The following is a 24,755-nucleotide window of genomic DNA, read 5'->3' as shown; positions in this document are numbered from 1 at the left end:
TGTTTGAATAAGTTTCTAGACACCAGCAACGCTAAGGCAGTCGCTACCACTGAATATGTGACCAAGGGCTTCGCGTAGCGCCAAGAACTCACTCTGATTCAGGTGGAAAGAGATAGTCAGGTGATCCATGTCGTCTAGCGCTGCAGCAGCCTGCGGCTCAAAGGTGACGTCAGCACCATTTGGGCTGAGCTCAAAGCGAGAAATCCCGCCGTATCCTGATTTATCCTGGCTGCACCACTCTAGGTGATACGTATCCATGCCAAGGGCGTGATCCTGCTCATCGTGCTCGAGGGCCCGTTGGAGCATCAGGTAAAGACGGGTATCAAACTTCTGATCGGCAAAACCAACAAGGTGAAAATCACCGTCGGGTTGCTCCATCACTACGCATTTTGCCTCGTAAGCGAAACTACTCATTTTGCTACCTAACGTTTGGTTAAGGGGCGGGCTTTAGCCCGTCCCAGCGAGCGAAGCGAGCGACTTGAACCACTAGTTAGATGCGCTGGTAAATCGAGCAGTGAATGTGCAGGCGACGCCAAATGTACCTCAAGCCGAGCCGAGATAGTGGGCAATGAGCGTGCGGGCGTTGGCAGATTAAAGAAATGCGAGGCGGTCAATGGCGTTTGCTCCGTCGACGGGCCGGCAAGGCCACTGCAAAACGCTGCGGACATTCAGCTGATTGGTGCGCCGATGCTCAAAGCTTGCAGCTGCGGTGAGGTTCGGCCGAGTAAATGAATTAATGCATCCGTGCATATGAAACCACCAAAAAAGTAACTGCTTCTAACGTTTGGTTAAGGGACGGATTTTAGCCCGTCCCATTGAACGAAGCGAACGGTTTGAACCACTGGTTAGGTGCACTATTCGTACTGATACATGCTTTCCCATTTGTTATCGCCAGAATGAAATGATAGGAGAATAGCTTTTATTTCCTCAACAGTGGCTGGTGGCTCAACTGTGACACGGTAAATTTCTTTGTTTAGATCACGATAAACAGACGACAAACCATCAGAGGGATCAAGGCTCCCGCCGACCTCAATGGAAATTCCAGGTGAGGTGACGAGTATAACCTGATGAAAACCGCCTTCCCAATCTAGATTATCAATCGTATTTGATATGTCTATGTCGTTTGGACTATTGCTAATAAAGCTATATTTTTCGCCAAAGCCGGAGATTACATGTAGGCCCACTGTTTCGTTCGAGTTATCAATACTGGGGCCGCAGGACACTATAGAAAGCAAGCTAGTCAATAGAGCCGCAATTTTGAAATTCATTGAAGTGGGCACCTAACGTTTGGTTAAGGGGCGGGCTTTAGCCCGTCCCAGTGAGCGAAGCGAGCGATTTGAACCAATTGTTATACCGCTACATACAGTTTTTTATTGTTGAGAACTGGAGTGCCAGCTCTTCTGGAGTTTTCTAATGTGCATTTTTTATGGTCTTGAAGAGTTTTTGTATAGCTGAATAGATAAAATCACGAAAGCTATGGAGGTAATCAAAGTGGCCCATATGTATGCCGGATATTGAATGCTTTCCCACCAGCTCTCTGAGAATGACATTCGGTATGTGCCATCAGGTAAAGTTTCTTCTATCGGAGTCGGATCATATGTTGCCCAGGCCATTAAGGTTGTAACAACTACAGCTATCGAAGACGTTGCAAATAGCACCGCCGGGAGCCTATGTCCAGAAAGGTAGATCAAGACACTGGAGAGAAAAATTAAAGAAAATCCAATAGGGTGAGTGTAATCTCGAAGCCAGTAGATAGTTCCCCAAATCATATCGATCATGCACAAATTCTCCGATTGCGCTTTAAAATATAACGATTAAGCTAACTGGCGGACAAAAGCGTAGCTTTTGGACGTCCAGCGAACGAAGTGAGCGACAGTTGAGCGCATTGTTAGCTGGCTCCTACTGGTGCGTGTTTTTGTTTTTTAATGCTGTTGCATGAAATTTCTTTGAGGGAGCCATCTGGGGTCAAGAGTAGAGTTTTAGTGCTTGTGTTAATTACTATATCGCCGCTGCTGGTTAGGAATGAATAGTTAGGCTCTGCGTCAAGTTCGTGCAGGGTTTTATGCTGAATTCCAGTAGGTGTTTGGGATAGCTTGTATATTGTTCCTGAGCTGGTTAGCAAATGAGATAGCCCGGCGATGACAAATAACGAGTTGTTTGCATTGTATATTCGATGGATATTGTCACTAAAGACTATCTCTTTTGAGCCAGTGTCACTTATGAAGGCCAGCTCACCGCCAAACTCCCCTCTGTTGCTACCCACAAGCCAGCCGCCTTTAACTCGCAAGCCCGCCGTTGGTGTTTGTTCAAACTCGTGCTCTTTTACACCCTCAAAGGTGCGTACCTTTTGCTTTACACGATAGTGCAGATTATTTAGCTCTTTCTCGGATAACGCTTGGCTTTTTCCTGCCATTTCTGAGTTCACGTATACTGTAGCGGCGCTCGCGTGAGTACTTATGATCAACGCAAGCATGATGCAGGAGAAAACTTGAAGGTTAGGCATAACGTTCCTTGTGCCTGCTAACGTTTGGTTAAGGGGCGGGCTTCAGCCCGTCCCAGTGAGCGAAGCGAACGGTTTGAACCATTTGTTAGCCGCTTGCAAGGATTGCTTGCATGCGTAGCCAAACGGCTTCTTCGATTTCATTTCTCCAAACGCCCTGTAGTAGGGTTTTGAATTTTTGATTTGAGTTTGCAAGGAGTTCTACGCGCTCAATGAATACTGGACCAGCACTTGCCAATAGATCTTCTAGTGGCCCTGCAGCTAAGTAGCCCGCCACATTTTCAGGAAGATCCTTTTGGGATGTGTGGACGATGAATTCCCAGATTTGCTCGTGCTTACCTTTGAGCCATAAATCGGTCAAAAACGACTCAGTCCATGGGATTCCTGTCGTTTGATCAAGGTTCTCAATTGCTTTTACCCACTCGATTGCGAATTCTTCTAGTTTCATAAGTAATGTCGCATGGCGACTAGGTGGCTAACGTTTGGTTAAGGGGCGGGCTTTAGCCCGTCCCAGTGAGCGAAGCGAACGGTTTGAACCAATTGCTATGCATTTGCACACGGTTTATGTCTTTGCTTTTTTGTGATGTAAATTATTGTACAAATGGCTGCGGCCAGGAACAAATAAGGCTCTATTAAAGACGAGAAATTTAGGATTTGCTGGTTGAGCTCTGTTGGATTGCACCGACCATTAGGGCATTGCATTGGAATGAACGCCATTATTGAGAATTTTGTGAGCGTTGTAATGGCGCAGAGCATGAGAAATACGAATGATGAAAAGGCAATAGCTGAGCGCTGCCTTATTGATAATATTAACGATGCAATGCCAAACAAAGAAAATCCTGCTGCAAGGATTAACAACTCAGGCGCAAGCATTGTCATTGTGGTGGAGTATTCATTCATATACACAACATTTGGTTGAGTGGTCGGCTTTGGCCGGTCCCATTGAGCGAAGTGAACGGCTTTGAACCGATTTTTAAAACCAATTGCACGACTAACGACCGGCGGCCGAACCACCATTTCTTGAAAATTGCTCTTTCAAGCCAATTTTCAGCCACAATGTGCCACCTGATTGGATTGTAAGCTTCTTCATTTTTTTGCTCTTCCGCTTTAACGTGGACGGTTTCTCATAGTAACCATATCGGCGCTTATACCAACGACGATCCATTTCGCTTTTGACTTTTCTGCTTAGTTTCTTAAGCACAAAATCAATTGACTCGTCGTTCTCTATTTTTACTGTCACTGGCATTGTTAGCGTTTTTTGGACTGACACCTGTCCTTTTTGGGCTTCTGACGTTTGGTTGAGGTGCGGGCTTTAAAATTTTCCTGACAGTGAAGTGAACGATTTACGCGTGTGGTTAGCGCTTGCTCGTAAATTTCCCGCAGTAAACTAAGGCAGCGAATTGCTCTCAGGTATCGATAGCAGTAGTTCTTGAGTCAAATCGGAGCCGCTAGTCCAGCTTCTTTATACCGTTCCAGACATACCTATCTCCACTACCAAGATAACTCCATTCACCATAAAACTCCGTGAAGCGGTCATCGAAGTTGAGTTCGAGATGGCCGTAGCCGTACTTGTCTATCCACACGCACTTCAGAAGCTGGCTGTGCAGACGTTTGCAGTCCTTGAGCCGGCCTTTGGTTTCGCCATTCTGGTCGGTCAGTACATAGGTGCCTGACAAGGTGTCGTTGCCGCTCCAGCGCAGAGAGGTGACGACCTTGTCCAGCTTGCCGGCGTTTTCGACCTCGCCCACATAGTCGCCTGCCATGTTCGGGTTGGCGGTGATGGCGAAGGCTGGGCAGCAGGTGATGAGCAGCGCGAGAAGGGCGGTCGAGCTTGGAGCTAAACCGTGCCGCTTGGCGATGCGAAAGGGGGAGGTGGGCAACATTCCTTGTTTTCTCACAGCGCAGATCCGATTTGAGCGTTTAGCGTTTCGGTGACGAGTTGAAGACCGTCGGCGCCAGTTGGGGCTGGCAAGACACTACTCGGCTTGTACCGGCCATGTCCATGGCGCTAATACAAAAACGCCCATTGGGTCATGCGACGCAGTGGGCGTTTTGTAAGAACCTGTTTAAAGTCTGCTGCGCGTCGGCACTGCGGCGTTAAAAACAGGCTGGATTGCCAGCCCAGTCGGACTGCTCATTTACAGCTCGTAAACTCCGCGTCCTCGCCTGTTTTCGTGGGGCCGCCTAGGCCTTGCATTGCTCTAGCTCGCCAGACTTTGAACAGGCTCTAAGGCGATGGGCTTAAACCCGCTCGGCCCAAATATCGTATTCATCGGCATCGACGATACGCACGCGCACCTTGTCGCCCGGCTGGAAGTCGGTGCCTTCGATAAATACGCTGCCGTCAATTTCCGGGGCGTCGGCCCAGGAGCGGGCAACGGCGCCCTGGTCGTCGACTTCGTCGATCAGCACGTCCATTTCGCGGCCGATCTTCATCTGCAGGCGAGCGGTACTGATGGCCTGCTGGTGGGCCATGAAGCGGTCCCAGCGATCCTGTTTGACGTCATCGGGCACGATGTCGACGTCCAGGTCGTTGGCGGGCGCGCCTTCTACCGGCGAGTACTGGAAGCAGCCGACGCGGTCGAGTTGGGCTTCGGTCAGCCAGTCGAGCAGGTACTGGAAGTCTTCTTCGGTTTCGCCGGGGAAGCCGACGATGAAGGTCGAGCGGATGGTCAGGTCCGGGCACTGTTCGCGCCAGGATTTGATGCGCGCCAGGGTGCGATCTTCGAAGGCCGGGCGCTTCATCAGCTTGAGGACGCGCGGGCTGGCGTGCTGGAACGGGATGTCCAGGTACGGCAGCAATTTGCCGGCGGCCATCAGCGGGATGATGTCGTCGACGTTGGGGTAGGGGTACACGTAGTGCAGGCGTACCCACACGCCCATGCTGGAGAGCGCTTCGCAGAGCTCTTTCATGCGCGTCTTGACCGGCTGGCCGTTCCAGAAGTCGGTCTTGTACTTGAGGTCGACGCCGTAGGCGCTGGTGTCCTGGCTGATCACCAGCAGTTCCTTGACGCCGGCCTTGACCAGGCGCTCGGCCTCGTTCAATACGTCGCCGACCGGACGGCTGACCAGCTTGCCGCGCATGGAGGGGATGATGCAGAAGCTGCAACTGTGGTTGCAGCCTTCGGAAATCTTCAGGTAGGCGTAGTGGCGCGGGGTCAGCTTGACGCCTTGCGGCGGGATCAGGTCGATCAGCGGGTTGTGGTCCTGGCGCGGCGGCACCACGTCGTGCACGGCGTTGACCACCTGCTCGTACTGCTGCGGGCCGGTGACGGACAGCACGCTGGGGTGGACGTCACGGATGTTGCCTTCTTCGACACCCATGCAGCCGGTGACGATCACCTTGCCGTTTTCCTTGATGGCTTCACCGATCACTTCCAGGGACTCGGCCTTGGCGCTGTCGATGAAGCCGCAGGTGTTGACCACCACCACGTCGGCGTCCTGATAGGTCGGCACGACCTCATAACCTTCCATGCGCAGTTGGGTCAGGATGCGTTCGGAATCGACCAGGGCTTTCGGGCAGCCAAGGGAGACGAACCCAACTTTCGGGGTGGCGGTGGTGGTCATGCAGGTGAACCTCAGGGCTAAGACGGGCCGGGCGCTTTGGGCGCCTCTGGTCAAAAAGTGCGCAATTCTAGCGGCGCCTCTTCCGTATTTCCAGTTGATCTTTACCGTGCGGCGGGAAATAACCAGGTATTGCCGTGATAGGTCACCCGCTGCGACGGACCAGGGCGGGAATGGCGCGTACGTAGATCAGCTCGCCGATCAGCTCGACCAGTGTCTGGGTGATGATCGCGGCCGCCGCCAACACGCGGAGTTCGGCGGGCAACGCCATGGCCAGGGGCAGCACCACCAGCGAGTTGCGTGTCGAGGCGCTGAAGGTCACGGCCACCGCGGTGCTGGTCGGCAGGCGGAGCAGCCGCGCGGTCAGTGCACCGATCAACGGAGCGATCAACATGAAGGCGAGATAGATCGGCAGCACGGGCAGCAAACGCTCGATGTCACGCACGATGGGCGTGATCTGCGAGGCCACCACCAGCATCAGCACGGCCGCCATGGCAGGCACGGGCAGCCAGGCCCAGCCAGCGTTCCAGGCCCTGACGACCCGCGAGGATTTCGTCGCCGCTTCGGTGAGCACCGCCAACACCAGGGGCGCGACGATCAGGGTCAGGAAGGCTTCGATAAAGGGTGCGCTGGCAATCGGTACATCGAGTGAGTCACCAAGCATCAGCCCCAGGTACAGCGGCAGCAAGGCCAGTTGCAGCACCAGCAGGATGGGCGTGGCGGCCAGCAGCCGCTGCGAGTCGCCCTTGCCGATATGGGTGAAGACCACCACGTAGTCGATGCACGGGGTCAGCAGCACCAGCAGGGCGCCGATCAACAGGGCCGGGTGGCTGGCGAGCGGGCGGGTGAGCAGCCAGACGAGCAGGGGGATGAGGATGAAGTTGGCGACCAGCAAGGCGGCGACGAAGCGCCGGTCGATCAGGGCGTCGCGCAGCTTGAGGAAGGGGATCTGCAGGAACATTGCGTACATCAGTACGGCAATGGCCGGGGTGATCAGCAGTTGCAGGCTGGCGGCGTGTTCGGGGGCAAGCAGCCCCGCGATGCAGGCCACCAGCACGGCGAGCAGGTAGAGGGGCACCTGCTGGCGTTCCAGTGTTTCCCTGCTCATGCCGCCACCTCTGCCAAAAACCGCACAGCCTAGGTGCTGGCTGTGCGGCTGTCGAGCAGCCAGTCAGCTATCAGGGCTGGCGCTTCTTGATCGCAGCGATCAGGCGCTCGGCCAGCGCCGGGTAGTTCTCGTCGTAGTGGTGGCCGCCCGGCAGCTCGAGTTTCTCGCCGACGCTCTGCTCCTGGGTGCAGCCGCTTTCCGGCGCTTCCTCGGTGCCGTAGACGCACAGCACCTTCGCGGCCGGCAGCTTGATCAGTTCCGGGCCGGTGGCGGCTTCGTCGGCGTCCTTGCCCAGCCAGCCTTCTACGCGAATCTCGAAGGCGCCGCTGCGCGCCAGAGCCAGCAGCAGTACGGCATCGACCTGCTTCTTGTCGCTGTCGGGCAGGCGATTGTAGAGCGCCGGCATCACGTCGGCGCCGAACGAATAGCCGATCAGTACGAAACGCTTGGCGTGCCACTTCTCGCGATACTCGCGCATCATCTCGGAGAGGTCGCTGGCCGCCTGGTCCGGGCTCTTGCGCTGCCAGAAGTAACGTAGCGTATCGACGCCGACCACCGGGTAGCCGCGCTCGGCCATCTGCTCGGCCACGGCCTTGTCCAGATCGCGCCAGCCGCCGTCGCCGGAGTAGAACAGGCTCACGGTATCGCCGGGCGGCGTGGAGGGCACCTCGACCACCGGCAGGTCGTCGCTGACGCCTTGCAGCAGACGGCGTAACTGGGCGATCAGCAGGGCCTTGGGCGCGGTGTCGTAATCGCCAATCAGGGTTTCGGCATTGGCCTGCTCGCGCACGAAGCGCGCGGTGGCGTCATCCGGGTTGTCGTTCCAGGCGGCCAGCCAGTGGCCGTGGCCGCTGCTTGCCGGCGGAGGGTTGCCGCAATCAGACTTTTCCAGGGAAAAGCCGACGGACAGCGCCTGGGCCTTGTCGTCAGTCTGGGTAGCGAGCCAGCGCCAGGCGAGCATGGCGGCGGTATCGCTGCCGGCCAGCAGGTTCAGCGGGCCGCCCAGTTGTGCGGCCGCGTCCTGCAGGGTCTTGTTCTGCGCATCGCAGCTCTGCTGGGTAAGCGGATACTGGCCGACAACGGCGTGGTTGGACTGCGCCAGTTCCAGCAGCTCTTCATCGCCGAGCACTTGATCGTTCGGCAGTACCAGCAGCACGCGACGGTGTACCTTGCCGCCTGGCGTGGCGACCTGCAGGTCGCCGCCTGAGGCCAGCGCGTGGTGCGCCAGGCTGGCGGCGGCCGGCGGGCGCAGCCAGAAATACAGGCCGCCGGCAACCACGGCCAGTAGCAGCGCGAGGAGAGGGAGTACTCGTTTGGCAGTACGGGTCATCAGCGTTTCACCAGTCCGGTAAAGCCGCCGGCGATCAGCGCGGCGGTGTCGGTCAGTGCCACCAGCGGGTCGAGCCCGGCGGGTACGGCCATGTAGCGCGGTTCCCAGTCAGGCTGGAACTTGTCCTTGAAGCGGCGCAGGCCCTGAAAGTTGTAGAACGCCTCGCCACGTTTGAACACCAGCGCGCCAAGGCGCTGGGTCAGCGGCGCACCGCGGCGTGGTTGCAGGCCGGAAAGCGGCACCATGCCCAGGCTGAAGCGTGCGAAACCGGCAGCCTTGAAGTGCAGGATCAGGCCGAGCATGAGGAATTCCATGGTCAGCTTCGGCGCATCGGGCAGCACGCGCATCAGATCCAGGGTGGCCAGGCCGCGGCTGTCGGTCTCCAGCAGGTTGGCAAAGGCCACCGCGCGGCCCTCGACCCGGGCGATGACGATGCGGAAGCGGTTCAGGTAGGCCGGATCGAAACGGCCCAGGGAGAAGCCTTTCTCACGCATCTGCTTGCCGCCCAGCCAGGCGTCGGAGATGGTGCGCAGCTCGTCGAACGGTGCCTGGCCGGGTTCGTGGAACTCCAGCACCAGGCCGTCGCGCTGGCTGCGGTTCCAGGTGTAGCGCAGATCCTTCATGGCCTTGCCGGTGCTTTCCAACTCGAAGCGGTTCAGATCCACACGCGCTTCTTCGCCGAGCTTGATGGCGGTGAGGCCGATGTCCATGTACAGCGGCAGGTTCTCGGCACGCACCTGGTAGAACACCGGACGCGTGTGGTGACGGTCGCACAGGTCGCGGAACTGCCAGACCAGCTCGGCACGGCGTTGCGCGGTGCCGATGGGGTCGAACAGCGCGACCATGCTGCGGGCGCGGCGCGAGTACATCAGAAAGGCGTCGCCTTCCGGGTGCATCAGCAGAGCCTTGTCGCCGGTCAGGGCGAGGCCGCCATCGGCCTGGTCGGAGGCTTTGATGATCGCGGCGGCGCGGTCCAGCTCCTCACGGGGCGGCAGGGTGATGGCCGGCGGTGCGGCGCGCAGCAGCCAGGCCAGGAATATCACGCCCAATACCAGCACGCAGCCCAGGGCGGCGCGTAGGCCGCGCGGCGCATCGGCGTTCACCGCGAACTGCCACCACAGCTGGTTCTCGTAGGGCACGTCCTGATAAGCGAAGAACAGCAGCCAGATCGAGGCGCCGAGCACGCAGGCGCTGGCCGCCAGGTGCCAGGGCGAGAGGGGCAGCTCCATCAACCGGCTGGGGCGATAGAAATAGGGGCGAAACAACGCCAGCAAGCCGCCGGTGATACTCAGCAGCAGCGCCTCTTCCCAGTCGAAACCCTTGAGCAGCGACAGGATGGCGCCGGTGATCAGCAGCACTAAGGTCATCGCCCAGGCAGCCGACAGGCGACGGCGCAGGCCCTGGGCGAGCAGCAGGCAGAGCAGGCCGATCAGGCTGGCGCCGAAGTGCGAGGCGTCGATCAGCCGGTGCGGGATCAGGAAGTCGAGAATCTCCAGGCGCTCGTCCAGGCTCGGCGTGGCGCCGGAGAACAGCAGCACCATGCCGGAGATGAACACCAGCAGCGCGAGGATCGGCGCGGCCAGACCGCTTGCGGCGCGGATCGCCTGGCGGGCGCTGATCAGCCGGCGCAGCTCCATGCCCAGCAGCAGCAGACAGGCGACCAGCAGCGGCAACACGATATAGATAAGGCGGTACAGCAGCAGCGCAGCGGCCAGTGGCGCAGCGCCCAACTCACTGGTGAAGGCGGCCAGTAGCACGGCCTCGAACACGCCGACGCCGCCCGGTACATGGCTGAGTACGCCAGCAGCCAGGGCGATCAGATAAACCAGCAGGAAGGTGGTGAAGGGTGGCGCTTCGGGCAGCAACAGGTACAGCACGCCGGCAGCGGCGCTGACGTCGGCCAGGGTGATCAGCACCTGCAGCAGCGTCAGGCGCGCGCCCGGCATGCGCAGCAGGTGGCGGCTGACCCGCACCATCACGCAGTCGGTGTTCGGGCGCTCTTGCAGGCGTGCGCGGTGCAGTTTCAACAGCAGGCCAGCGCCGAGTGCCAGCAGCACCAGGCTGATGACGATCAATACCGGTTGCGGCAGACGCAGTGCGGCGGACGCGTCGACCGGGTCGGCGAGTGCCGCCAGGGCGGCGAGAATCGGCAGCGCGCAACCCAGAGACAGGCTGGCGAATACCGTCATGCGAGCGATTTCCACACCGCCGATGCCATGCCGGGCATACAGCCGGTAGCGGATCGAGCCACCGGAGAGCATCGACAGGCCCACGGCGTTGCCGATGGCGAAGGCGCAGAAGCCGCCAGTGGCCAATGTGCGGCCGGGCAGGCTGACGCCGGCATAACGGCTGGCCGACCACTCATAGCCGAGCAAGGCGATGAAGCCGACGATAGTCAGGCCGACAGCGCCGAGCAGGTTCAGCTTGGGCACGGCCAGGATGGATTCGTGCAGGGCGCTGGGATCCAGCTCGTTGAGCAGGTGCCGGCAGGCGAGCAGGGCGATGACGAAGAGGGCCAGGGCGACACTCAGCCCCAGCGGCTGTCGGTATCGATCCAGGCGCTGACGCCAGAGCAGAAGTTGAGATTTGGGCAGAGAAGGTGGAGCAGTAGCGTCGGAGCTGGCGCGCATCGGATACCTCTTGGGCAGTGCGGCTCAGATTGAAGGGCGGAATCCAAGTTCCGTTTTGTATCAGGCAATGTATGAGCTTGAGCGAAGTGCTTCAAGGTGTCTATGGCAGGCCCTTGCAAAGATTAGCCCATCAACGCGCGACGTGAAGCGCGGCTGATTTTCAGATGCCCATAAAACAAAAGCCCCGACAGCGAACTGTCAGGGCTTTCGTTTCGAAGGTGGTTGCGGGAGCCGGATTTGAACCGACGACCTTCGGGTTATGAGCCCGACGAGCTACCAGACTGCTCCATCCCGCGGCGGCCATTATAGGGATGGAGAGAATGCTGTCAACCGACTTTTGCGTTTTCAATCAATCGGTTAAATCGGCAGGGCGGAAAAACAAAAAGGCCACTCGATTGAGTGGCCTTTTTGAGTATCTGGTTGCGGGAGCCGGATTTGAACCGACGACCTTCGGGTTATGAGCCCGACGAGCTACCAGACTGCTCCATCCCGCGGCAGCCATTCTATACAGGATGAGGCTTCTGTCAATCGATTTCTGCTTTTTAATCAATTAGTTAAATCGAGAATGCAGAAAAACAAAAAGGCCACTCTATTGAGTGGCCTTTTTGGGTATCTGGTTGCGGGAGCCGGATTTGAACCGACGACCTTCGGGTTATGAGCCCGACGAGCTACCAGACTGCTCCATCCCGCGATCGCCATTCTATTCATCTGAGACCTGCTGTCAACGCATATCGAGAAAAAATCGTTTTGCCGTCAATTGGTTAGCGATGCGGATCGCGCATTTTGCAGCGGCCTAGGCCCTGCCATACGGGCGTCTCAGGCGGTTTTGTGGCGTTTTCGTGACGGGGCCTGGTGACGATGAACGGCAAGCCTCGGGCTGGAAGGCTGTTCTTATATACAGTAAGGTGCGTTTCCCTCTCTCTTGTCGGCGCCTTTGGCCCGCTCTCTCAGGTTTATGGCGCAGCGAAAGATCATCCATATCGATTGCGATGCCTTCTATGCCTCGGTCGAAATGCGCGACAACCCGGCGCTTGCCGACAAGCCGATGGCGGTGGGCGGCTCGGCGGATCGGCGCGGGGTGATCGCCACCTGCAATTACGAGGCGCGGGCCTACGGCGTGCGCTCGGCCATGGCTTCGGGGCATGCGTTGAAACTGTGCCCGGACCTGCTGATCGTCAAACCGCGTTTCGATGTATACCGCGCGGTGTCCCGGGAGATTCACGCGATCTTTCGCGACTACACCGACCAGATCGAGCCGCTGTCGCTGGACGAAGCCTTTCTCGATGTCTCGAACTGCGAGCATTTCGGCGGCAGCGCCACGCGGATCGCCCAGGACATCCGCCGGCGCGTGTCCAGCGACCTGCATATCACCGTGTCCGCCGGGGTGGCGCCGAACAAGTTTCTGGCCAAGATCGCCAGCGACTGGCGCAAGCCCAACGGCATTTTCGTGATCACGCCGGATCAGGTGGACGATTTTGTGGCCGAGCTGCCGGTAAACAAGCTCCATGGCGTCGGCAAGGTCACCGCGGACAAGCTGACCCGCCTGGGCATACGCACCTGCCGCGATTTGCGTGAGTGGAACAAGCTGCGCCTGGTGCGCGAGTTCGGCAGTTTCGGCGAGCGGCTTTGGAACCTCGCCCATGGCATCGATGAACGGGTGGTGCAGACCGACAGCCGACGTCAGTCGATGAGCGTGGAGAACACTTACGATCAGGATCTGCCGGATCTCGACGCCTGCCTGGCGCAGTTGCCGGCATTGCTGGAAGAACTGGAGCGGCGCATGACCCGCCTGGACGGCAGCTACCAAGTCGGCAAGCCGTTCGTCAAAGTGAAGTTCCACGACTTCACCCAGACCACCCTGGAACAGGCCGGTGCGGCGCGGGATCTGGAAAGTTATCGCGTGTTGCTGACCAACGCCCACGCGCGCGGCAACCGCCCGGTGCGTCTATTGGGCGTGGGCGTACGCTTGCAGGATATGCGCGGCAAGCACGAACAGCTGGATCTGTTCACGACGCTGCCGCAATAGATGGAGGGATAACCAGATGGGCGAGGCAGCTCACCTGGTTATCGAGCGGTTACTTGTCCGGCCATAGGCGGATCGGTTTGCCGCTGGCGGGCCATAGACGCAGCTGGTCGATGGGTGAGATGTCCCAGCGTTCGATAGTAGTCAGGCTCTGCAGGAAGCGATTTTCCTGTTCCATCAGCGCCGGGGCGCACAGCTTGCGGGTGCTGCCGGCGTTGCTGAAGCTCAGCTTGTCGCCATCCCGGGTATAGCCGGCGAACCAGTGGTTGCAGCCCGCGTTGCCGTAGGCGCGGCCGTCTTCGCCGAGGATGATGGTCAGGTGACTGTTGTCGATCAGCGGGCGTTCGCCGATCCATTCCACGCTATAGGTGCGCTCGGTTTCCAGTTGCACCGGTTTGCCGGCGCAGCCAGCCAGGGCTGCGGCGAGCAGACCCAGGGCGAGAAGCGGTTTCATCAGGCCTCCTTGTTAACGCGTGCAGGGCACAGGTGTTTGTCTTGCTGTTTGCGCCAGCCCAGCTCGGCTAGGCGCGCATCGGCGGCTGGCGCCAGGGCCTTCTTGCCCAGTGCGCTGTCGACCGCGAACTCGAAGTCCAGCTGCTTGCCGCAGCTGTCGCAGGTGACCTGCCAGTTGAAGATCGACAGTTCGGTGAAGGCCGGCCCGTGGGCGACGGCGACCCACTGGCCGGGCGGGTTGATCAGGTGGCGGACCTTGTCGACCTGCAGGCGCATGCTCAGGTCACGGCTGCCCTTGAGGCTGACGACCAGGGTGTCGTTGCCCTTGATCGAACCGCCGTTGCCGGTGACCTGGTAGCGGCCGGGAGCCAGGGCGCGGCACTCGATCAGGGTGTGTTCGGGGTTGAGCAGGTTGTAGCGAAAATCGTGTTCGGCCATGGGTCCTCCGGGTGAGGCGCGCATTCTAACAGGCCCTGACTGGGGCGGGCGGGGTGGCGACGCCTGGGGGCGGCCAGGCGTCGTATTGAGATAGCTAGAACCTGTTCGGAATCTTTAAGTACAGGTTCGTCGATTTTGGCAGCTAAGGAACTGCCGGTGAATGCGTGGCTTTTGTAGGAGGGGCTTTAGCCCCGAGCTCTTTGTTTGCCTTGATAAAAACTCGGGGCTAAAGCCCCTCCTACGGGTTACGCGAACGGCCGCTTCTGCCTTGCAGCAGCCTTTTTGATGTCGCCAAAAAATCGTGAACAGGTTCTTAGGTGGCGGGAAACAGTTCGCGCAGGGCCGCGCGGTAGAAATCGAAGGCACCGACCGCGCCGCTGACGGCTTCTTCGCGCTGGCTTTCGCTCAGTTCCAGGCCGTCGAGCAGGGCCACGAATTGGCGCCAATGCAGGCCGCGACCTTCGGGGTGGGCCGTCAGGTGGCGGGCGCCCTTATAGGCGCTCAGGCCGAGCTGCTGGGTTTGCTTGAACAGAAAGGCGGCGCCCAGGTTGGAGCCCTCGCTGCAATACAACCAGCCCAGGGCGACATGGACGCTGGCGGGCGCCGCGGCTGTCGGCGGTGGCGGAAGGGGCAGGCCCAGATCGCTGATGTCGGCGCACACGGCGTCGAAGCGCGGTAGTTCGCTCAACCCCGGCAGCAGGCGATTGAGCGTGATGTCGTCGTACAGTGCGCTGATCGCCCCGTGAAAGCGATGCTGCACACGCAGGAAGTAGCCGTAGCGCACCAGACTTTCGAACGGACGCGCCTGCATGACCAGGGTGTCGACCGTGTCGTGGTTGCGGCGAGTACCGGCCTTCAGCTGTTTGCTCAGCGGCAGCAGCTCGGTGGTGTGCGCAACGGCGATCAGGGTTGCAGGCTCAGCTGGCGTCATCTTTCGCCTCCTGTTGCAGGCGCTCGATGGCCTGTTCCAGTTCGTCCAGGCCGCTGCCGCGGATCGGTTGATCCTGCTTGAGCTGGGTTTCGCTGTACTGGCAGGCTGCGCGCAATTGCGGCACGCCACAGTAGCGGGTAGCACCATGGAGGCGGTGGATGCGTTCGATCAGCGCATTGCGGTCGCCATCGGCGCGCGCCTGGCGGATAGCTGCCAGGTCGCCCGGCAGCCCGTCCAGCAGCATCTTGAGCATGTCGGCGGCCAGGTCCGCCTTGCCGGCGGCCAGGCGCAGGCCTTCTTCCTTGTCGAGTACGGCCGTGGCCGGTGCGCTTAGGGCCTCGGTTTGTGGCTCCTGTGCCTCGCTGGCCAGCGTCAGGCCGGTCCACTTGAGCACTACCTGAGCCAGCTGGCGCTCGCTGATCGGTTTGGTGAGGTAGTCGTCCATGCCGCTTTGCAGCAGGGTGCGCTTCTCATTGGCCAGGGCGTGAGCGGTGAGGGCGACGATGGGCATCGGCGTGCGGCCGTTGTCGTGCTCCCACTGGCGAATCGCCTCTGTAGTCTGGCGGCCGTCCATGCCAGGCATCTGCACGTCCATGAACACCAGATCGAAGTCCTGCTCCTGAGTGATCACCAGGGCATCGAAGCCGCTGCTGGCGACCGTCACCTTGGCGCCCATGTCGTCGAGCAGGGTCTGCACCAGCAACAGGTTGGCGGCGTTGTCATCGACACAGAGGATCGCCGGCGAGCGGCCCAGGTTGTGGCGTGTGGCCTGGCGTGGCTGACGTGGCGCCACCAGGTCGATCAGGGCGCGCTGCAGACGGCGGGTGCAGGCCGGCTTGGCCTGCAACTGACTATGCCAGTCCGGCACATTGTCCTGATAAAGCGCCTGCTCGGTGGTGGGGCAGAGCACCACACTTTTGCAGCCCAACTCCTCCAGATCCCAGACTCGTTTGCCCAGGGCGGCCGGCGCCAGGTCATCGCTGGTGATGCCGAGCACGGCGCAACTGAATGCCTGGGCTGAGCCGGCCGCCTGCGCGACAGCTGTACACAGGCTATCTATGTCGGTGAATTCGCTGACCTGCAGGCCGCAATCTTCCAACTGGTGCTGCAGTGCCTGACGGGCCAGCTCGCGGCCTTCAAGCATCGCCACACGGCGCCCGGCCAGGGCGCGGGGCTGCTCGTCGGCCTCGCTGCGCGCCTTGGGCAGGTTGAGGCTGATCCAGAACTCCGAACCTTCGCCCGGCGTGCTGTCGACGCCGATTTCGCCGCCCATCTGCTCGATCAGGCGCTTGGAAATCACCAGGCCCAGGCCGGTGCCGCCGGCCTGGCGGGTCATCGAATTGTCGGCCTGACTAAAGGCCTGGAACAGCGCGCGCAGGTCTTCATCGGCCAAGCCGATGCCGGTGTCGCGCACGCTGATGCGCAGCTGCGCGCTGTCAGCGGTTTCCTCTTCGAGGATGGCGCGAATGACGATGCTGCCTTCGCGGGTGAACTTGATGGCGTTGCTGACCAGGTTGGTCAGTACCTGCTTGAGGCGCAGCGGGTCGCCCGACAGCCACAGCGGCGTATCGCGATAGACCAGCGAGAGCAGTTCGAGCTTCTTCTCGTGTGCGGTCGGCGCGAGGATGGTCAGGGTGTCCTGCAGCAGGTCGCGCAGGTTGAAGGGGATGTTTTCCAGCACCAGCTTGCCAGCCTCGATCTTCGAGAAGTCGAGCACCTCGTTGATGATGCTCAGCAGGCTGCCGGCCGATTGTTCGATGGTGCTCAGGTAGTCCTGCTGACGCGGGCTGAGTTCGCTTTTCTGCAGCAGGTTGGTGAAACCGAGGATGCCATTGAGCGGCGTGCGGATCTCGTGGCTCATGTTGGCCAGGAACTCGGACTTGATGCGGCTCGCTTCCAGGGCTTCCTTGCGGGCGAAGTCCAGCTCTATGTTCTGAACCTCCATGTTTTCCATGTTCTGGCGCAGGTCTTCGGTGACCTGATCGATGCTGTGCTGCATTTCTTCCTGGGCAGCCTGCAGGGACTCGGCCATGCGGTTGATGCCCGAGGCCAGTTCGTCCAGTTCGTGGCTACCCAGCGGCGGTAGACGGGTTTCCAGTTGACCGTCCTTGAGCAGGGCGACACCCTGTTTGATGCGCAGCAGCGGGCCGTTGATGCTGCGACTCATGCGCAGCGCCAACAGGCCGGTGATGATCAGCCCAGTGACCACCAGCAGCAGGCTGGTGAGCAGGCTGCGGTAGCCGCTGATCAGGGTATTGTGGTGGGACAGCTCCAGTTCCACCCAGCCGATGGGTTCGGCTTCGGTCTGGCTGCGTTCCTCACTACTGAGTGTCAGGTGCTGAGCCATCACCGGCATCAGAAAACGCGTCGCGTCCTGGCTGCTGTGCTCGGCGATATCCACGGTGTCGCTGTCGATCACCGGGCGCGCATTGACCATGCTCGGGCCGGCGTGGGCTAGGCGCTCGCTTTGTGTGGTCAGGAAGGTCACGGCGCGTACGTCCTGCTGTTCCAGAGCCTGGTTGGCGATGCGCTGCAGCAGCGCCTGGTCGCCATGTAGCAGGGCCGGGGCAGCCAGGGGGGCCAGTTGTTCGGCGATCATGTGGCCGCGTTGCAGCAGTTGCGCCTGCAGCCCGGAAAGCTGCATCCAGATGAAATAGCCGCCCAGTACCAGTGCCAGCAGACTGGTGGGCAGCAGGGTAAGCATCAGTACCCGGCCCTTGATGCCGATATCCTTGAACACGCAATGCCCCCTTTTGACGATGCCAGGCAGTGTAGCGATTCCGGCGGGGTGACGCTTGCCCGTCGTAAGGCGGGTTACGGGTGCTGGGGCAATCGGTAGAATCGCGCGCATTCGCTTTGCAGAGCCACTTCGCCATGATGCCTTCATCCAGCAGCGTCACCCGTATTCTCGCCGTCGAAGATGACCCGGCCCTGGCCTCGCATCTGCAGGCGCACCTGCATGGCCATGGCTTCGAGGTGACCCTCAGCCATGACGGTGACGAGGGCTTGCGCCTCGCTCAGGAAGAGGATTTCGATCTGATCCTCATGGACATCCTGCTGCCCGGCAGCAATGGCCTGGACGTGCTGCAGCGTCTGCGCAAGCAGCGCCACGTACCGGTCATCCTGATGTCCGCCCTGGGCGCCGAGCAGGATCGCATCGCCGGTTTCAGCCGCGGTGCCGACGATTATCTGCCCAAGCCGTTCAGCCTCGGCGAGTTGAGCGTGCGGATCGAAGCCATCCTGCGTCGGGTCGCCTATGAGCGCCGTGGCCAGCCGCCGCTGCAAGGTGGTGCGCTGCGCTTCGACGAGCAGCGCTGCGACGTGTGTCACGACGGCAAATGGGCGGGGCTCACCTCGACTGAGTACCGCCTGTTGGAAACCTTTTCCCGCCACGCCGATGAGGTGCTTAGCAAGGCCTTCCTTTATCAGCACGTGCTGCACCGTGGCTATTCCCAACATGACCGTAGCCTCGACATGCACGTCAGCAACGTGCGGCGCAAGCTCAAGGGCATCGGCTACGCCGCTACGCATCTGGAGTCGGTGTGGGGCAAGGGCTACGTGCTGACGGCTCGGGACGCCTGAGGTGCCAGGCCGGCATTCGCTGTTCTGGAAACTGATCGTCGGCCTGGCGCTGTTCTGTCTGATCACCGTCAGCATGCATCTGGATCTGGAGGAGCGTGCCTACGATGCCCTGTCTACCCTGTCGCCGAGCACCCGCAGCGAGCTCACCCGGGTTGCCCAGAACGCCGAAAAGGCCTGGCGTAGCCGCGGGCGCATCGGCCTGGACGAGTTTCTCAATGACTTCTACCAGCGCGAAGACGTCTGGGTGGTGGCGGTGGATGCTCAGCATCGCTCGCTGTCGTCCTGCCCGCTCAGCGAGGAGGAAGCGCAGCGCCTGAATTTCATGCGTCGGCTCGACCAGAAGGTCGGTCGCCCTGGAGGCCAGCCGGTTTTTTACATGCCGTTCAGCAACGACGATGGCTATCTGGTGATGGAGTTGCCACCGCGCCTGGACCCACGCAACGACCAGCCGCTATGGGACTTCTTCCTGCACAAGGTGCTGCCGTCGTGCCTGGCCGCATTGTTGGCCACGCTGCTGTATCGCTGGCTGATCGGGCCCCTGGTGATCCTGCGGCGCCAGGCCAACAATCTCAGTGCCGGTGACCTGAGTGCCCGAGTTGGGCCGGCGGTGACCAGCCGCAGGGACGAGTTGGGCGAACTGGGCAGCGCTTTCGACCATATGGCCGAGCGCCTGCAGGGCGCCGTGGTTTACCAGCGCCGCCTGCTGCGGGACCTGTCCCATGAGTTGCGTACGCCGCTGAGCCGCCTGCGCGTGGCGAGTGAGGGCGAGCGCGACCCGCTGGTGCTGCGCCAGCGTCTCGACCGGGAAATCACCATCATGCAGAACCTGGTGGAGAACTCTCTGGAGCTGGCCTGGCTGGATTCCGAGCGTCCGCAGTTCGCCCGCGAGGCGATCCGCCTGCAGCAGTTGTGGGACATGCTGGTCGAGGACGCCTGTTTCGAAGCCGGCTGGTCGAGTGAGCGCCTGCTGTTCGAGCTTGACGAAGACTGCACGGTGTACGCCAACCTGACCAGCCTGGCTCAGGCCCTGGAAAACCTGTTGCGCAACGCCATCCGTCATTCCCCGCCGCAGGGGCGCGTACGCCTCAATGGACTGCCTGAAGGTGACTGCTGGCACCTGTGCCTGAGCGACGAGGGCTCGGGTATCGACGAGCGCCATCTGGAAACCATCTTCGAGCCCTTCGCGCGGCTCGACAGTGCGCGTCCCGGTGACGGCGGTTTTGGCTTGGGGCTCAGCATCGCGCGCAGCGCTATTGCTTTGCAGGGAGGCCGCTTGTGGGCCGAGAGCCCGCCTGGCAGCGGGCTGCAGATGCACCTATTGCTGCCCTGTGCCGATGGGCAAGCGGGCGGTACCTAGTCAGACCTTGCGTTAGATGAATCGGTTATCAGCTTAGATCGGCTGGTTCGTACATGTTGCCTCATGGGCTGAAAGCGCCGTCCGTTGCGGGTTCGCGCCGCTAAGAGGCTTGTGTGGAGATTCACTGCCGGGAGTAGGGGTTGCGCCGATTTGCCGGTATCATGGCCGCCCTCTGCAGCCGTCTGGACCCGATCGACGCCATGACCCAGCAATACCCCACGATCGCCGAATGCGTCGGCAACACCCCTCTGGTTCGCCTGCAACGCCTGCCCGGCGAGACCAGCAACACCCTGCTGGTCAAACTCGAAGGCAACAACCCGGCCGGCTCGGTGAAGGATCGCCCGGCGCTGTCGATGATCACCCGCGCCGAGCTGCGCGGTGATATCCAGCCCGGCGACACGCTGATCGAGGCCACCTCGGGCAACACCGGCATCGCCCTGGCCATGGCGGCGGCGATCAAGGGTTACCAGATGATCCTGATCATGCCGGACAACTCCAGCGCCGAGCGCAAGGCGGCGATGACCGCCTATGGCGCCGAGCTGATTCTGGTCAGCAAGGAAGAGGGCATGGAAGGCGCCCGCGACCTGGCGCTGGCCATGCAGGCCGAAGGCCGCGGCAAGGTACTCGACCAGTTCGCCAACGGCGACAATCCGGTCGCTCACTACACCGGCACCGGCCCGGAAATCTGGCGCCAGACCGGCGGGCAGATCACCCATTTCATCAGCTCCATGGGCACCACCGGCACCATCATGGGTGTGTCGCGCTACCTCAAGGAGCAGAACCCGGCCGTGCAGATCGTCGGTCTGCAGCCGATGGAAGGCTCGGCGATTCCGGGTATCCGTCGCTGGCCCCAGGAATACCTGCCGAAGATCTTCGAATCCGAGCGCGTCGATCGCATCGTCGACATGGCCCAGGCTGAAGCGGAAGGCGTGATGCGCCGCATGGCCCGTGAAGAAGGCATCTTCTGCGGCGTGTCGTCCGGTGGCTCGGTGGCGGCCATGCTGCGCTTGTCCCGTGAGTTGGAAAATTCCGTACTGGTGGCCATCATCTGCGATCGCGGTGATCGCTACCTGTCCACCGGCGTTTACGACGCCGCGGCGCGCTGATGGCCCGCAAGAACGGCGGCCTGCGCTTCCAGCCCAGCGGTGGCACCCGTGCCGCCCAGGTACCGGTCGGCAAGAAGCAGCGCCTGAGCGTCGAGCGCCTGGCCAATGATGGCCGTGGCATTGCCTTTATCGACGGGCGTACCTGGTTCGTCAGTGGCGCGCTGCCGGGCGAAGAGGTCGAGGCCCGGGTGCTGGATGCGCGCAGCAAGGTGATCGACGCACGCACCGAACGGGTGTTCCAGGCCAGCCCGGAGCGGCGCGCCGAGCCCTGCGTGCATGCGCGCATTTGTGGCGGCTGCAGCATTCAACATATCCCTCATCGCGATCAGCTGGCGCTCAAGCAGCGCCAGCTCGGCGAACAACTCGAGCGCCTTGGCGGCCAGCAGCCCGAGGTCTGGGCCGAGCCGCTGACTGGCCCGGAGTTCGCTTACCGCCGCCGCGCCCGCATCGCGGTGCGCTGGGATGCGCGCAACAAGCGCCTGGATGTGGGCTTCCGCGCCGCGGCCAGCCAGGGCATCGTCGCCATCAGCGAGTGCCCTGTGCTGGTCGAGCCGCTGCAACCGATCCTGCGCGCACTGCCGGCGCTGCTCGGTGGCTTGCAGGCGCCGCGCGCCATTGGTCATGTGGAACTGTTTCAGGGCACCGCCAGTGCCATGCTGGTGCGCCACACCCAGCCCTTGAGCGAAGTGGACACGGCCCGCCTGCAGGCATTCTGTTCGGTGCACGAGGCGCAATTGTGGCTGCAGGGCGAGGGTGAACCGGAGCCGGCAGGCGCCAGCCAGTCGCTGGGCTATCGGCTGGACGCGTGGAACCTGGAACTGGCCTACCGACCGGGCGATTTCGTGCAGGTCAACGCGGCCGTCAACGCCGCCATGGTGGCCCAGGCCTTGCAATGGCTGGCGCCGCAACAAGACGAGCGCGTGTTGGATCTGTTCTGCGGCCTGGGCAACTTCGCCCTGCCGCTGGCCCTGCAGGCGCGTGAAGTGGTGGCCGTGGAAGGCGTGCAGGCAATGGTCGAGCGAGCGGCACAAAACGCCCGCAGCAACGGCCTGGGCAATGCGCACTTTTACCAGGCCGACCTGTCCAAATCGCTGGCCGACGCCAGCTGGGCGGCAGGTGGTTTCGATGCCATCGTGCTCGATCCACCACGTGACGGCGCGCTGCAGGTAGTACGGCAGATGGCAAGCCTGGGCGCCAAGCGGCTGGTCTATGTTTCCTGTAACCCGACGACGCTAGCGCGTGACAGTGGCGAATTGTTGCAGCAAGGCTACCGGTTGAAAAAAGCCGGTATTCTGGACATGTTTCCGCAGACGGCCCATGTGGAAGCGATGGCGCTGTTCGAGCGCTCATAACAAGTGTGGTGGCGCACAGGATTTGCGCCGATTGGTCAACCGACCGGCTCGCAGAAGCCCGGCGATATTTAGCGGGGCGTGCCCCGTTATAGGGAAGGTAATAGATGGTTCAGGTTAGAGCGCACCAGCCCATCAACGATGATGGCAGTATCAATCTCGAGGCCTGGTTGGAGCATGTCACGAGTGTCGACCCGGCCCTCGACCGTGACGCGTTGCGCGCCGCCTGTGAATTCGCCCGGGCGGCCGAGCAACAGGCCAATGCGGCGCAAAACCTGTGGACCGAAGGCTACTCCAGCTTCGGTGCCGGATTGGAAATTGCCGAAATTCTCGCCGACCTCAAGCTCGATCAGGATTCTCTGGTCGCCGCCGTCATCTACCGTGGCGTGCGCGAAGGCAAGATTCCCCTGGCTGAGGTGCGTCAGCGCTTCGGCCCGGTGGTGGCCAAGTTGATCGAAGGCGTGCTGCGTATGGCGGCCATCAGCGCCAGCCTCAACCCGCGCGGCGAATCCACGGTGCTGGGTTCCCAGGCCCAGGTCGACAACCTGCGCAAGATGCTGGTGGCGATGGTCGACGACGTGCGCGTCGCACTTATCAAGCTGGCCGAACGCACCTGCGCGATCCGCGCCGTCAAGGACACCGATGAGGAGCGCCGTCAGCGCGTGGCCCGCGAGGTCTTCGATATCTATGCGCCACTGGCCCACCGCCTGGGCATCGGCCATATCAAGTGGGAGCTGGAGGATCTGTCCTTCCGTTACCTGGAGCCCGAGCAGTACAAGCAGATCGCCAACCTGTTGCACGAGCGCCGTCTGGACCGCGAGCACTATATCAACGAAGTGATGGAGCAGCTGCGCGAGGAACTCGAAGCCACCGGCATCAAGGCCGATATAAGCGGCCGGGCGAAACATATCTATTCGATCTGGCGTAAGATGCAGCGCAAGGGCCTGCAGTTCAGCCAGATCTACGACGTGCGCGCAGTGCGCGTGCTGGTGCCGGCGGTGCGCGACTGCTACACCGCCCTGGGCATCGTGCACACCCTGTGGCGGCACATTCCCAAGGAATTCGACGACTACATCGCCAACCCAAAGGAGAACGGCTACCGCTCCCTGCACACGGCGGTACTCGGCCCTGAGGGCAAGGTACTGGAAGTGCAGATCCGCACCTCCAACATGCACGAGGAAGCGGAGCTGGGCGTTTGCGCCCACTGGCGCTACAAGGGCACTGACGTCAAATCCGGCTCCAACCATTACGAAGAGAAGATTTCCTGGCTGCGCCAGGTGCTCGAATGGCACGAGGAACTGGGCGACATCGGCGGCCTGGCCGAGCAGTTGCGCGTCGATATCGAGCCGGATCGGGTCTACGTGTTCACCCCGGACGGTCACGCCATCGACCTGCCCAAAGGGGCCACGCCGCTGGACTTCGCCTACCGCGTACACACCGAGATCGGCCATAACTGCCGCGGCGCCAAGATCAACGGGCGTATCGTACCGCTCAACTACAGCCTGCAAACCGGCGAGCAGGTGGAGATCATCACCAGCAAGCAGGGTACGCCGAGCCGTGACTGGCTGAATTCCAACCTGGGCTACGTGACCACCTCGCGGGCGCGGGCGAAGATCGTCCACTGGTTCAAGCTGCAGGACCGCGACCAGAACGTCGCTGCCGGCAAGGCCATGCTCGAGCGCGAGCTGGCCCGTGTCGCGCTGCCGCCGGTGGACTTCGAGAAGCTCGCTGAAAAAGCCAACCTGCGCACCGCCGAGGATCTGTTCGCGTCCCTGGGCGCGGGGGATCTGCGCCTGGCGCAGTTGGTCAACCTGGCGCAGCAACTGGTCGAGCCGGAGCGCGGCAACGAGCAGCTCGAGCTGATTCCGCGCAAGGCCCAGGGATTCAAGCCGGGCAAGCGTGGCGATATCCAGATTCAGGGCGTCGGCAACCTGATGACCCAGATGGCCGGCTGCTGCCAGCCGCTGCCGGGCGACCCCATCGTCGGTTACATCACCCTGGGCCGCGGCGTCAGTATTCACCGCCAGGATTGTGCGGCGGTGCTGCAGCTCGGCGCCCGCGAGCCGGAGCGGATCATTCAGGTCAGCTGGGGCCCGGTGCCGGTGCAGACCTACCCGGTGGACATCATCATCCGTGCCTACGACCGTTCCGGCCTGCTGCGTGACGTCACCCAGACGCTGCTCAACGAGAAGCTCAACGTGCTGGCGGTCAATACCCGCTCGAACAAGGAAGACAACACGGCGTCGATGTCGCTGACCGTGGAAATTCCGGGGCTGGACGCGTTGGGCAGGCTGCTGGGCCGCCTGTCGCAACTGCCCAATATCATCGAGGCGCGCCGCCACCGCGCGCCCTGAGTCGTAAACGGGCGCGAGGTGACGAACCTC

21 protein-coding genes and 3 tRNA genes are annotated in these 24,755 nt (G+C 61.2%); 7 read left to right on the top strand and 17 right to left on the bottom strand.

All coding sequences use genetic code 11. From position 1 onward, the window contains the following. Positions 1-15: 15 nt before the first annotated feature. The 4 genes from PVA39_RS14905 to PVA39_RS14890 all read right to left on the bottom strand — a co-directional run bounded on the left by PVA39_RS14905 (position 16) and on the right by PVA39_RS14890 (position 2,948). Positions 16-414, bottom strand: a complete 399-nt coding sequence (locus PVA39_RS14905; RefSeq protein ID WP_274124699.1) for an Imm10 family immunity protein — start codon at positions 412-414, stop codon at positions 16-18. 440 nt (positions 415-854) lie between these two features. Then, a complete protein-coding gene (locus tag PVA39_RS14900; protein WP_274124698.1) occupies positions 855-1,268 on the bottom strand; it encodes a hypothetical protein in 414 nt (137 codons plus the stop codon). Between the two features lie 620 nt (positions 1,269-1,888). Continuing rightward, positions 1,889-2,503, bottom strand: coding sequence for a hypothetical protein (locus PVA39_RS14895; protein WP_274124697.1), 615 nt, complete (start codon positions 2,501-2,503; stop codon positions 1,889-1,891). 85 nt (positions 2,504-2,588) lie between these two features. Then, complete coding sequence (locus tag PVA39_RS14890) at positions 2,589-2,948, bottom strand: DUF6869 domain-containing protein (RefSeq protein ID WP_274124696.1); 360 nt, start codon at positions 2,946-2,948, stop codon at positions 2,589-2,591. Between the two features lie 258 nt (positions 2,949-3,206). On the opposite strand from PVA39_RS14890, the gene PVA39_RS14885 reads away from it, so the two are divergent. Continuing rightward, a complete protein-coding gene (locus PVA39_RS14885) occupies positions 3,207-3,419 on the top strand; it encodes a hypothetical protein (RefSeq protein ID WP_274124695.1) in 213 nt (70 codons plus the stop codon). 72 nt (positions 3,420-3,491) lie between these two features. Here the strand turns inward: PVA39_RS14885 and rpsU are convergent, their stop codons facing one another. The 9 genes from rpsU to PVA39_RS14845 form a co-directional block, all read right to left on the bottom strand. Beyond that, on the bottom strand, positions 3,492-3,746 hold the full coding sequence (gene rpsU / locus PVA39_RS23480; protein WP_443200967.1) for a 30S ribosomal protein S21: 255 nt from the start codon (positions 3,744-3,746) through the stop codon (positions 3,492-3,494). 202 nt (positions 3,747-3,948) lie between these two features. Further along, positions 3,949-4,383 carry a hypothetical protein gene (locus tag PVA39_RS14880; RefSeq protein WP_274124694.1) on the bottom strand — a complete coding sequence of 145 codons (435 nt, stop codon included), beginning with the start codon at positions 4,381-4,383 and terminating at the stop codon, positions 3,949-3,951. 358 nt (positions 4,384-4,741) lie between these two features. Beyond that, on the bottom strand, positions 4,742-6,067 hold the full coding sequence (rimO, locus tag PVA39_RS14875; protein ID WP_274124693.1) for a 30S ribosomal protein S12 methylthiotransferase RimO: 1,326 nt from the start codon (positions 6,065-6,067) through the stop codon (positions 4,742-4,744). Positions 6,068-6,209: 142 nt separating this feature from the next. Beyond that, positions 6,210-7,172 (bottom strand): arsenic resistance protein, encoded by a 963-nt coding sequence (locus PVA39_RS14870; protein WP_274124692.1) that lies wholly within the window; start codon positions 7,170-7,172, stop codon positions 6,210-6,212. A 70-nt stretch (positions 7,173-7,242) separates the two neighbouring features. Next, positions 7,243-8,502: a virulence factor family protein gene (locus PVA39_RS14865; RefSeq protein WP_274124691.1), complete on the bottom strand. Its 1,260-nt coding sequence runs from the start codon at positions 8,500-8,502 to the stop codon at positions 7,243-7,245. Further along, positions 8,502-11,132, bottom strand: coding sequence for a bifunctional lysylphosphatidylglycerol flippase/synthetase MprF (gene mprF, locus PVA39_RS14860; protein WP_274124690.1), 2,631 nt, complete (start codon positions 11,130-11,132; stop codon positions 8,502-8,504). The genes PVA39_RS14865 and mprF overlap by 1 nt, the downstream gene beginning before the upstream one ends. A gap of 219 nt (positions 11,133-11,351) precedes the next feature. Continuing rightward, positions 11,352-11,428, bottom strand: a tRNA-Met gene (locus PVA39_RS14855). A gap of 121 nt (positions 11,429-11,549) precedes the next feature. Beyond that, positions 11,550-11,626, bottom strand: a tRNA-Met gene (locus tag PVA39_RS14850). Positions 11,627-11,746: 120 nt separating this feature from the next. Beyond that, positions 11,747-11,823, bottom strand: a tRNA-Met gene (locus PVA39_RS14845). Between the two features lie 264 nt (positions 11,824-12,087). Between PVA39_RS14845 and dinB the strand changes: the two genes are divergently transcribed. Then, positions 12,088-13,158 (top strand): DNA polymerase IV, encoded by a 1,071-nt coding sequence (gene dinB, locus PVA39_RS14840; protein WP_274124689.1) that lies wholly within the window; start codon positions 12,088-12,090, stop codon positions 13,156-13,158. Between the two features lie 49 nt (positions 13,159-13,207). Here the strand turns inward: dinB and PVA39_RS14835 are convergent, their stop codons facing one another. The 4 genes from PVA39_RS14835 to PVA39_RS14820 form a co-directional block, all read right to left on the bottom strand. After that, complete coding sequence (locus tag PVA39_RS14835; RefSeq protein WP_274124688.1) at positions 13,208-13,609, bottom strand: META domain-containing protein; 402 nt, start codon at positions 13,607-13,609, stop codon at positions 13,208-13,210. Further along, positions 13,609-14,046: a hypothetical protein gene (locus PVA39_RS14830; RefSeq protein WP_274124687.1), complete on the bottom strand. Its 438-nt coding sequence runs from the start codon at positions 14,044-14,046 to the stop codon at positions 13,609-13,611. Before PVA39_RS14830 ends, PVA39_RS14835 begins: the two co-directional genes overlap by 1 nt. A 313-nt stretch (positions 14,047-14,359) precedes the next feature. Next, positions 14,360-14,977, bottom strand: a complete 618-nt coding sequence (locus PVA39_RS14825; RefSeq protein ID WP_274124686.1) for a biliverdin-producing heme oxygenase — start codon at positions 14,975-14,977, stop codon at positions 14,360-14,362. Continuing rightward, positions 14,964-17,717 carry an ATP-binding protein gene (locus PVA39_RS14820; protein WP_274124685.1) on the bottom strand — a complete coding sequence of 918 codons (2,754 nt, stop codon included), beginning with the start codon at positions 17,715-17,717 and terminating at the stop codon, positions 14,964-14,966. Before PVA39_RS14820 ends, PVA39_RS14825 begins: the two co-directional genes overlap by 14 nt. Before the next feature lie 134 nt (positions 17,718-17,851). Here PVA39_RS14820 and PVA39_RS14815 point away from each other — a divergent pair, with 134 nt between their 5' ends. The 5 genes from PVA39_RS14815 (at position 17,852) to relA (ending at position 24,725) form a co-directional block, all read left to right on the top strand. Further along, on the top strand, positions 17,852-18,559 hold the full coding sequence (locus tag PVA39_RS14815) for a response regulator transcription factor (protein ID WP_147176966.1): 708 nt from the start codon (positions 17,852-17,854) through the stop codon (positions 18,557-18,559). Position 18,560: 1 nt separating this feature from the next. After that, positions 18,561-19,916: a sensor histidine kinase gene (locus PVA39_RS14810; protein WP_274124684.1), complete on the top strand. Its 1,356-nt coding sequence runs from the start codon at positions 18,561-18,563 to the stop codon at positions 19,914-19,916. A 200-nt stretch (positions 19,917-20,116) separates the two neighbouring features. Continuing rightward, complete coding sequence (gene cysM / locus PVA39_RS14805; RefSeq protein ID WP_274124993.1) at positions 20,117-21,022, top strand: cysteine synthase CysM; 906 nt, start codon at positions 20,117-20,119, stop codon at positions 21,020-21,022. Then, positions 21,022-22,374, top strand: coding sequence for a 23S rRNA (uracil(1939)-C(5))-methyltransferase RlmD (gene rlmD / locus PVA39_RS14800; protein WP_274124683.1), 1,353 nt, complete (start codon positions 21,022-21,024; stop codon positions 22,372-22,374). The genes cysM and rlmD overlap by 1 nt, the downstream gene beginning before the upstream one ends. A 104-nt stretch (positions 22,375-22,478) precedes the next feature. Then, positions 22,479-24,725 carry a GTP diphosphokinase gene (relA, locus tag PVA39_RS14795; RefSeq protein WP_093502677.1) on the top strand — a complete coding sequence of 749 codons (2,247 nt, stop codon included), beginning with the start codon at positions 22,479-22,481 and terminating at the stop codon, positions 24,723-24,725. Positions 24,726-24,755: the final 30 nt, after the last annotated feature.

This window comes from Pseudomonas sp. CNPSo 3701 (assembly GCF_028674975.1).
Lineage (GTDB): Bacteria > Pseudomonadota > Gammaproteobacteria > Pseudomonadales > Pseudomonadaceae > Aquipseudomonas > Aquipseudomonas straminea.
The sequence above is the reverse complement of the archived record's forward strand: the minus strand, read 5'-3'. Positions and strand labels throughout refer to the sequence as shown.

Coding starts and splice junctions, on each gene's coding strand:
- PVA39_RS14905 (WP_274124699.1), bottom strand. CDS start 414: ATGAGTAGTTTCGCTTACGAGGCAAAATGCGTAGTGATGGAGCAACCC.
- PVA39_RS14900 (WP_274124698.1), bottom strand. CDS start 1,268: ATGAATTTCAAAATTGCGGCTCTATTGACTAGCTTGCTTTCTATAGTG.
- PVA39_RS14895 (WP_274124697.1), bottom strand. CDS start 2,503: ATGCCTAACCTTCAAGTTTTCTCCTGCATCATGCTTGCGTTGATCATA.
- PVA39_RS14890 (WP_274124696.1), bottom strand. CDS start 2,948: ATGAAACTAGAAGAATTCGCAATCGAGTGGGTAAAAGCAATTGAGAAC.
- PVA39_RS14885 (WP_274124695.1), top strand. CDS start 3,207: ATGAACGCCATTATTGAGAATTTTGTGAGCGTTGTAATGGCGCAGAGC.
- rpsU (WP_443200967.1), bottom strand. CDS start 3,746: ATGCCAGTGACAGTAAAAATAGAGAACGACGAGTCAATTGATTTTGTG.
- PVA39_RS14880 (WP_274124694.1), bottom strand. CDS start 4,383: ATGTTGCCCACCTCCCCCTTTCGCATCGCCAAGCGGCACGGTTTAGCT.
- rimO (WP_274124693.1), bottom strand. CDS start 6,067: ATGACCACCACCGCCACCCCGAAAGTTGGGTTCGTCTCCCTTGGCTGC.
- PVA39_RS14870 (WP_274124692.1), bottom strand. CDS start 7,172: ATGAGCAGGGAAACACTGGAACGCCAGCAGGTGCCCCTCTACCTGCTC.
- PVA39_RS14865 (WP_274124691.1), bottom strand. CDS start 8,502: ATGACCCGTACTGCCAAACGAGTACTCCCTCTCCTCGCGCTGCTACTG.
- mprF (WP_274124690.1), bottom strand. CDS start 11,132: ATGCGCGCCAGCTCCGACGCTACTGCTCCACCTTCTCTGCCCAAATCT.
- dinB (WP_274124689.1), top strand. CDS start 12,088: ATGGCGCAGCGAAAGATCATCCATATCGATTGCGATGCCTTCTATGCC.
- PVA39_RS14835 (WP_274124688.1), bottom strand. CDS start 13,609: ATGAAACCGCTTCTCGCCCTGGGTCTGCTCGCCGCAGCCCTGGCTGGC.
- PVA39_RS14830 (WP_274124687.1), bottom strand. CDS start 14,046: ATGGCCGAACACGATTTTCGCTACAACCTGCTCAACCCCGAACACACC.
- PVA39_RS14825 (WP_274124686.1), bottom strand. CDS start 14,977: ATGACGCCAGCTGAGCCTGCAACCCTGATCGCCGTTGCGCACACCACC.
- PVA39_RS14815 (WP_147176966.1), top strand. CDS start 17,852: ATGATGCCTTCATCCAGCAGCGTCACCCGTATTCTCGCCGTCGAAGAT.
- cysM (WP_274124993.1), top strand. CDS start 20,117: ATGACCCAGCAATACCCCACGATCGCCGAATGCGTCGGCAACACCCCT.
- rlmD (WP_274124683.1), top strand. CDS start 21,022: ATGGCCCGCAAGAACGGCGGCCTGCGCTTCCAGCCCAGCGGTGGCACC.
- relA (WP_093502677.1), top strand. CDS start 22,479: ATGGTTCAGGTTAGAGCGCACCAGCCCATCAACGATGATGGCAGTATC.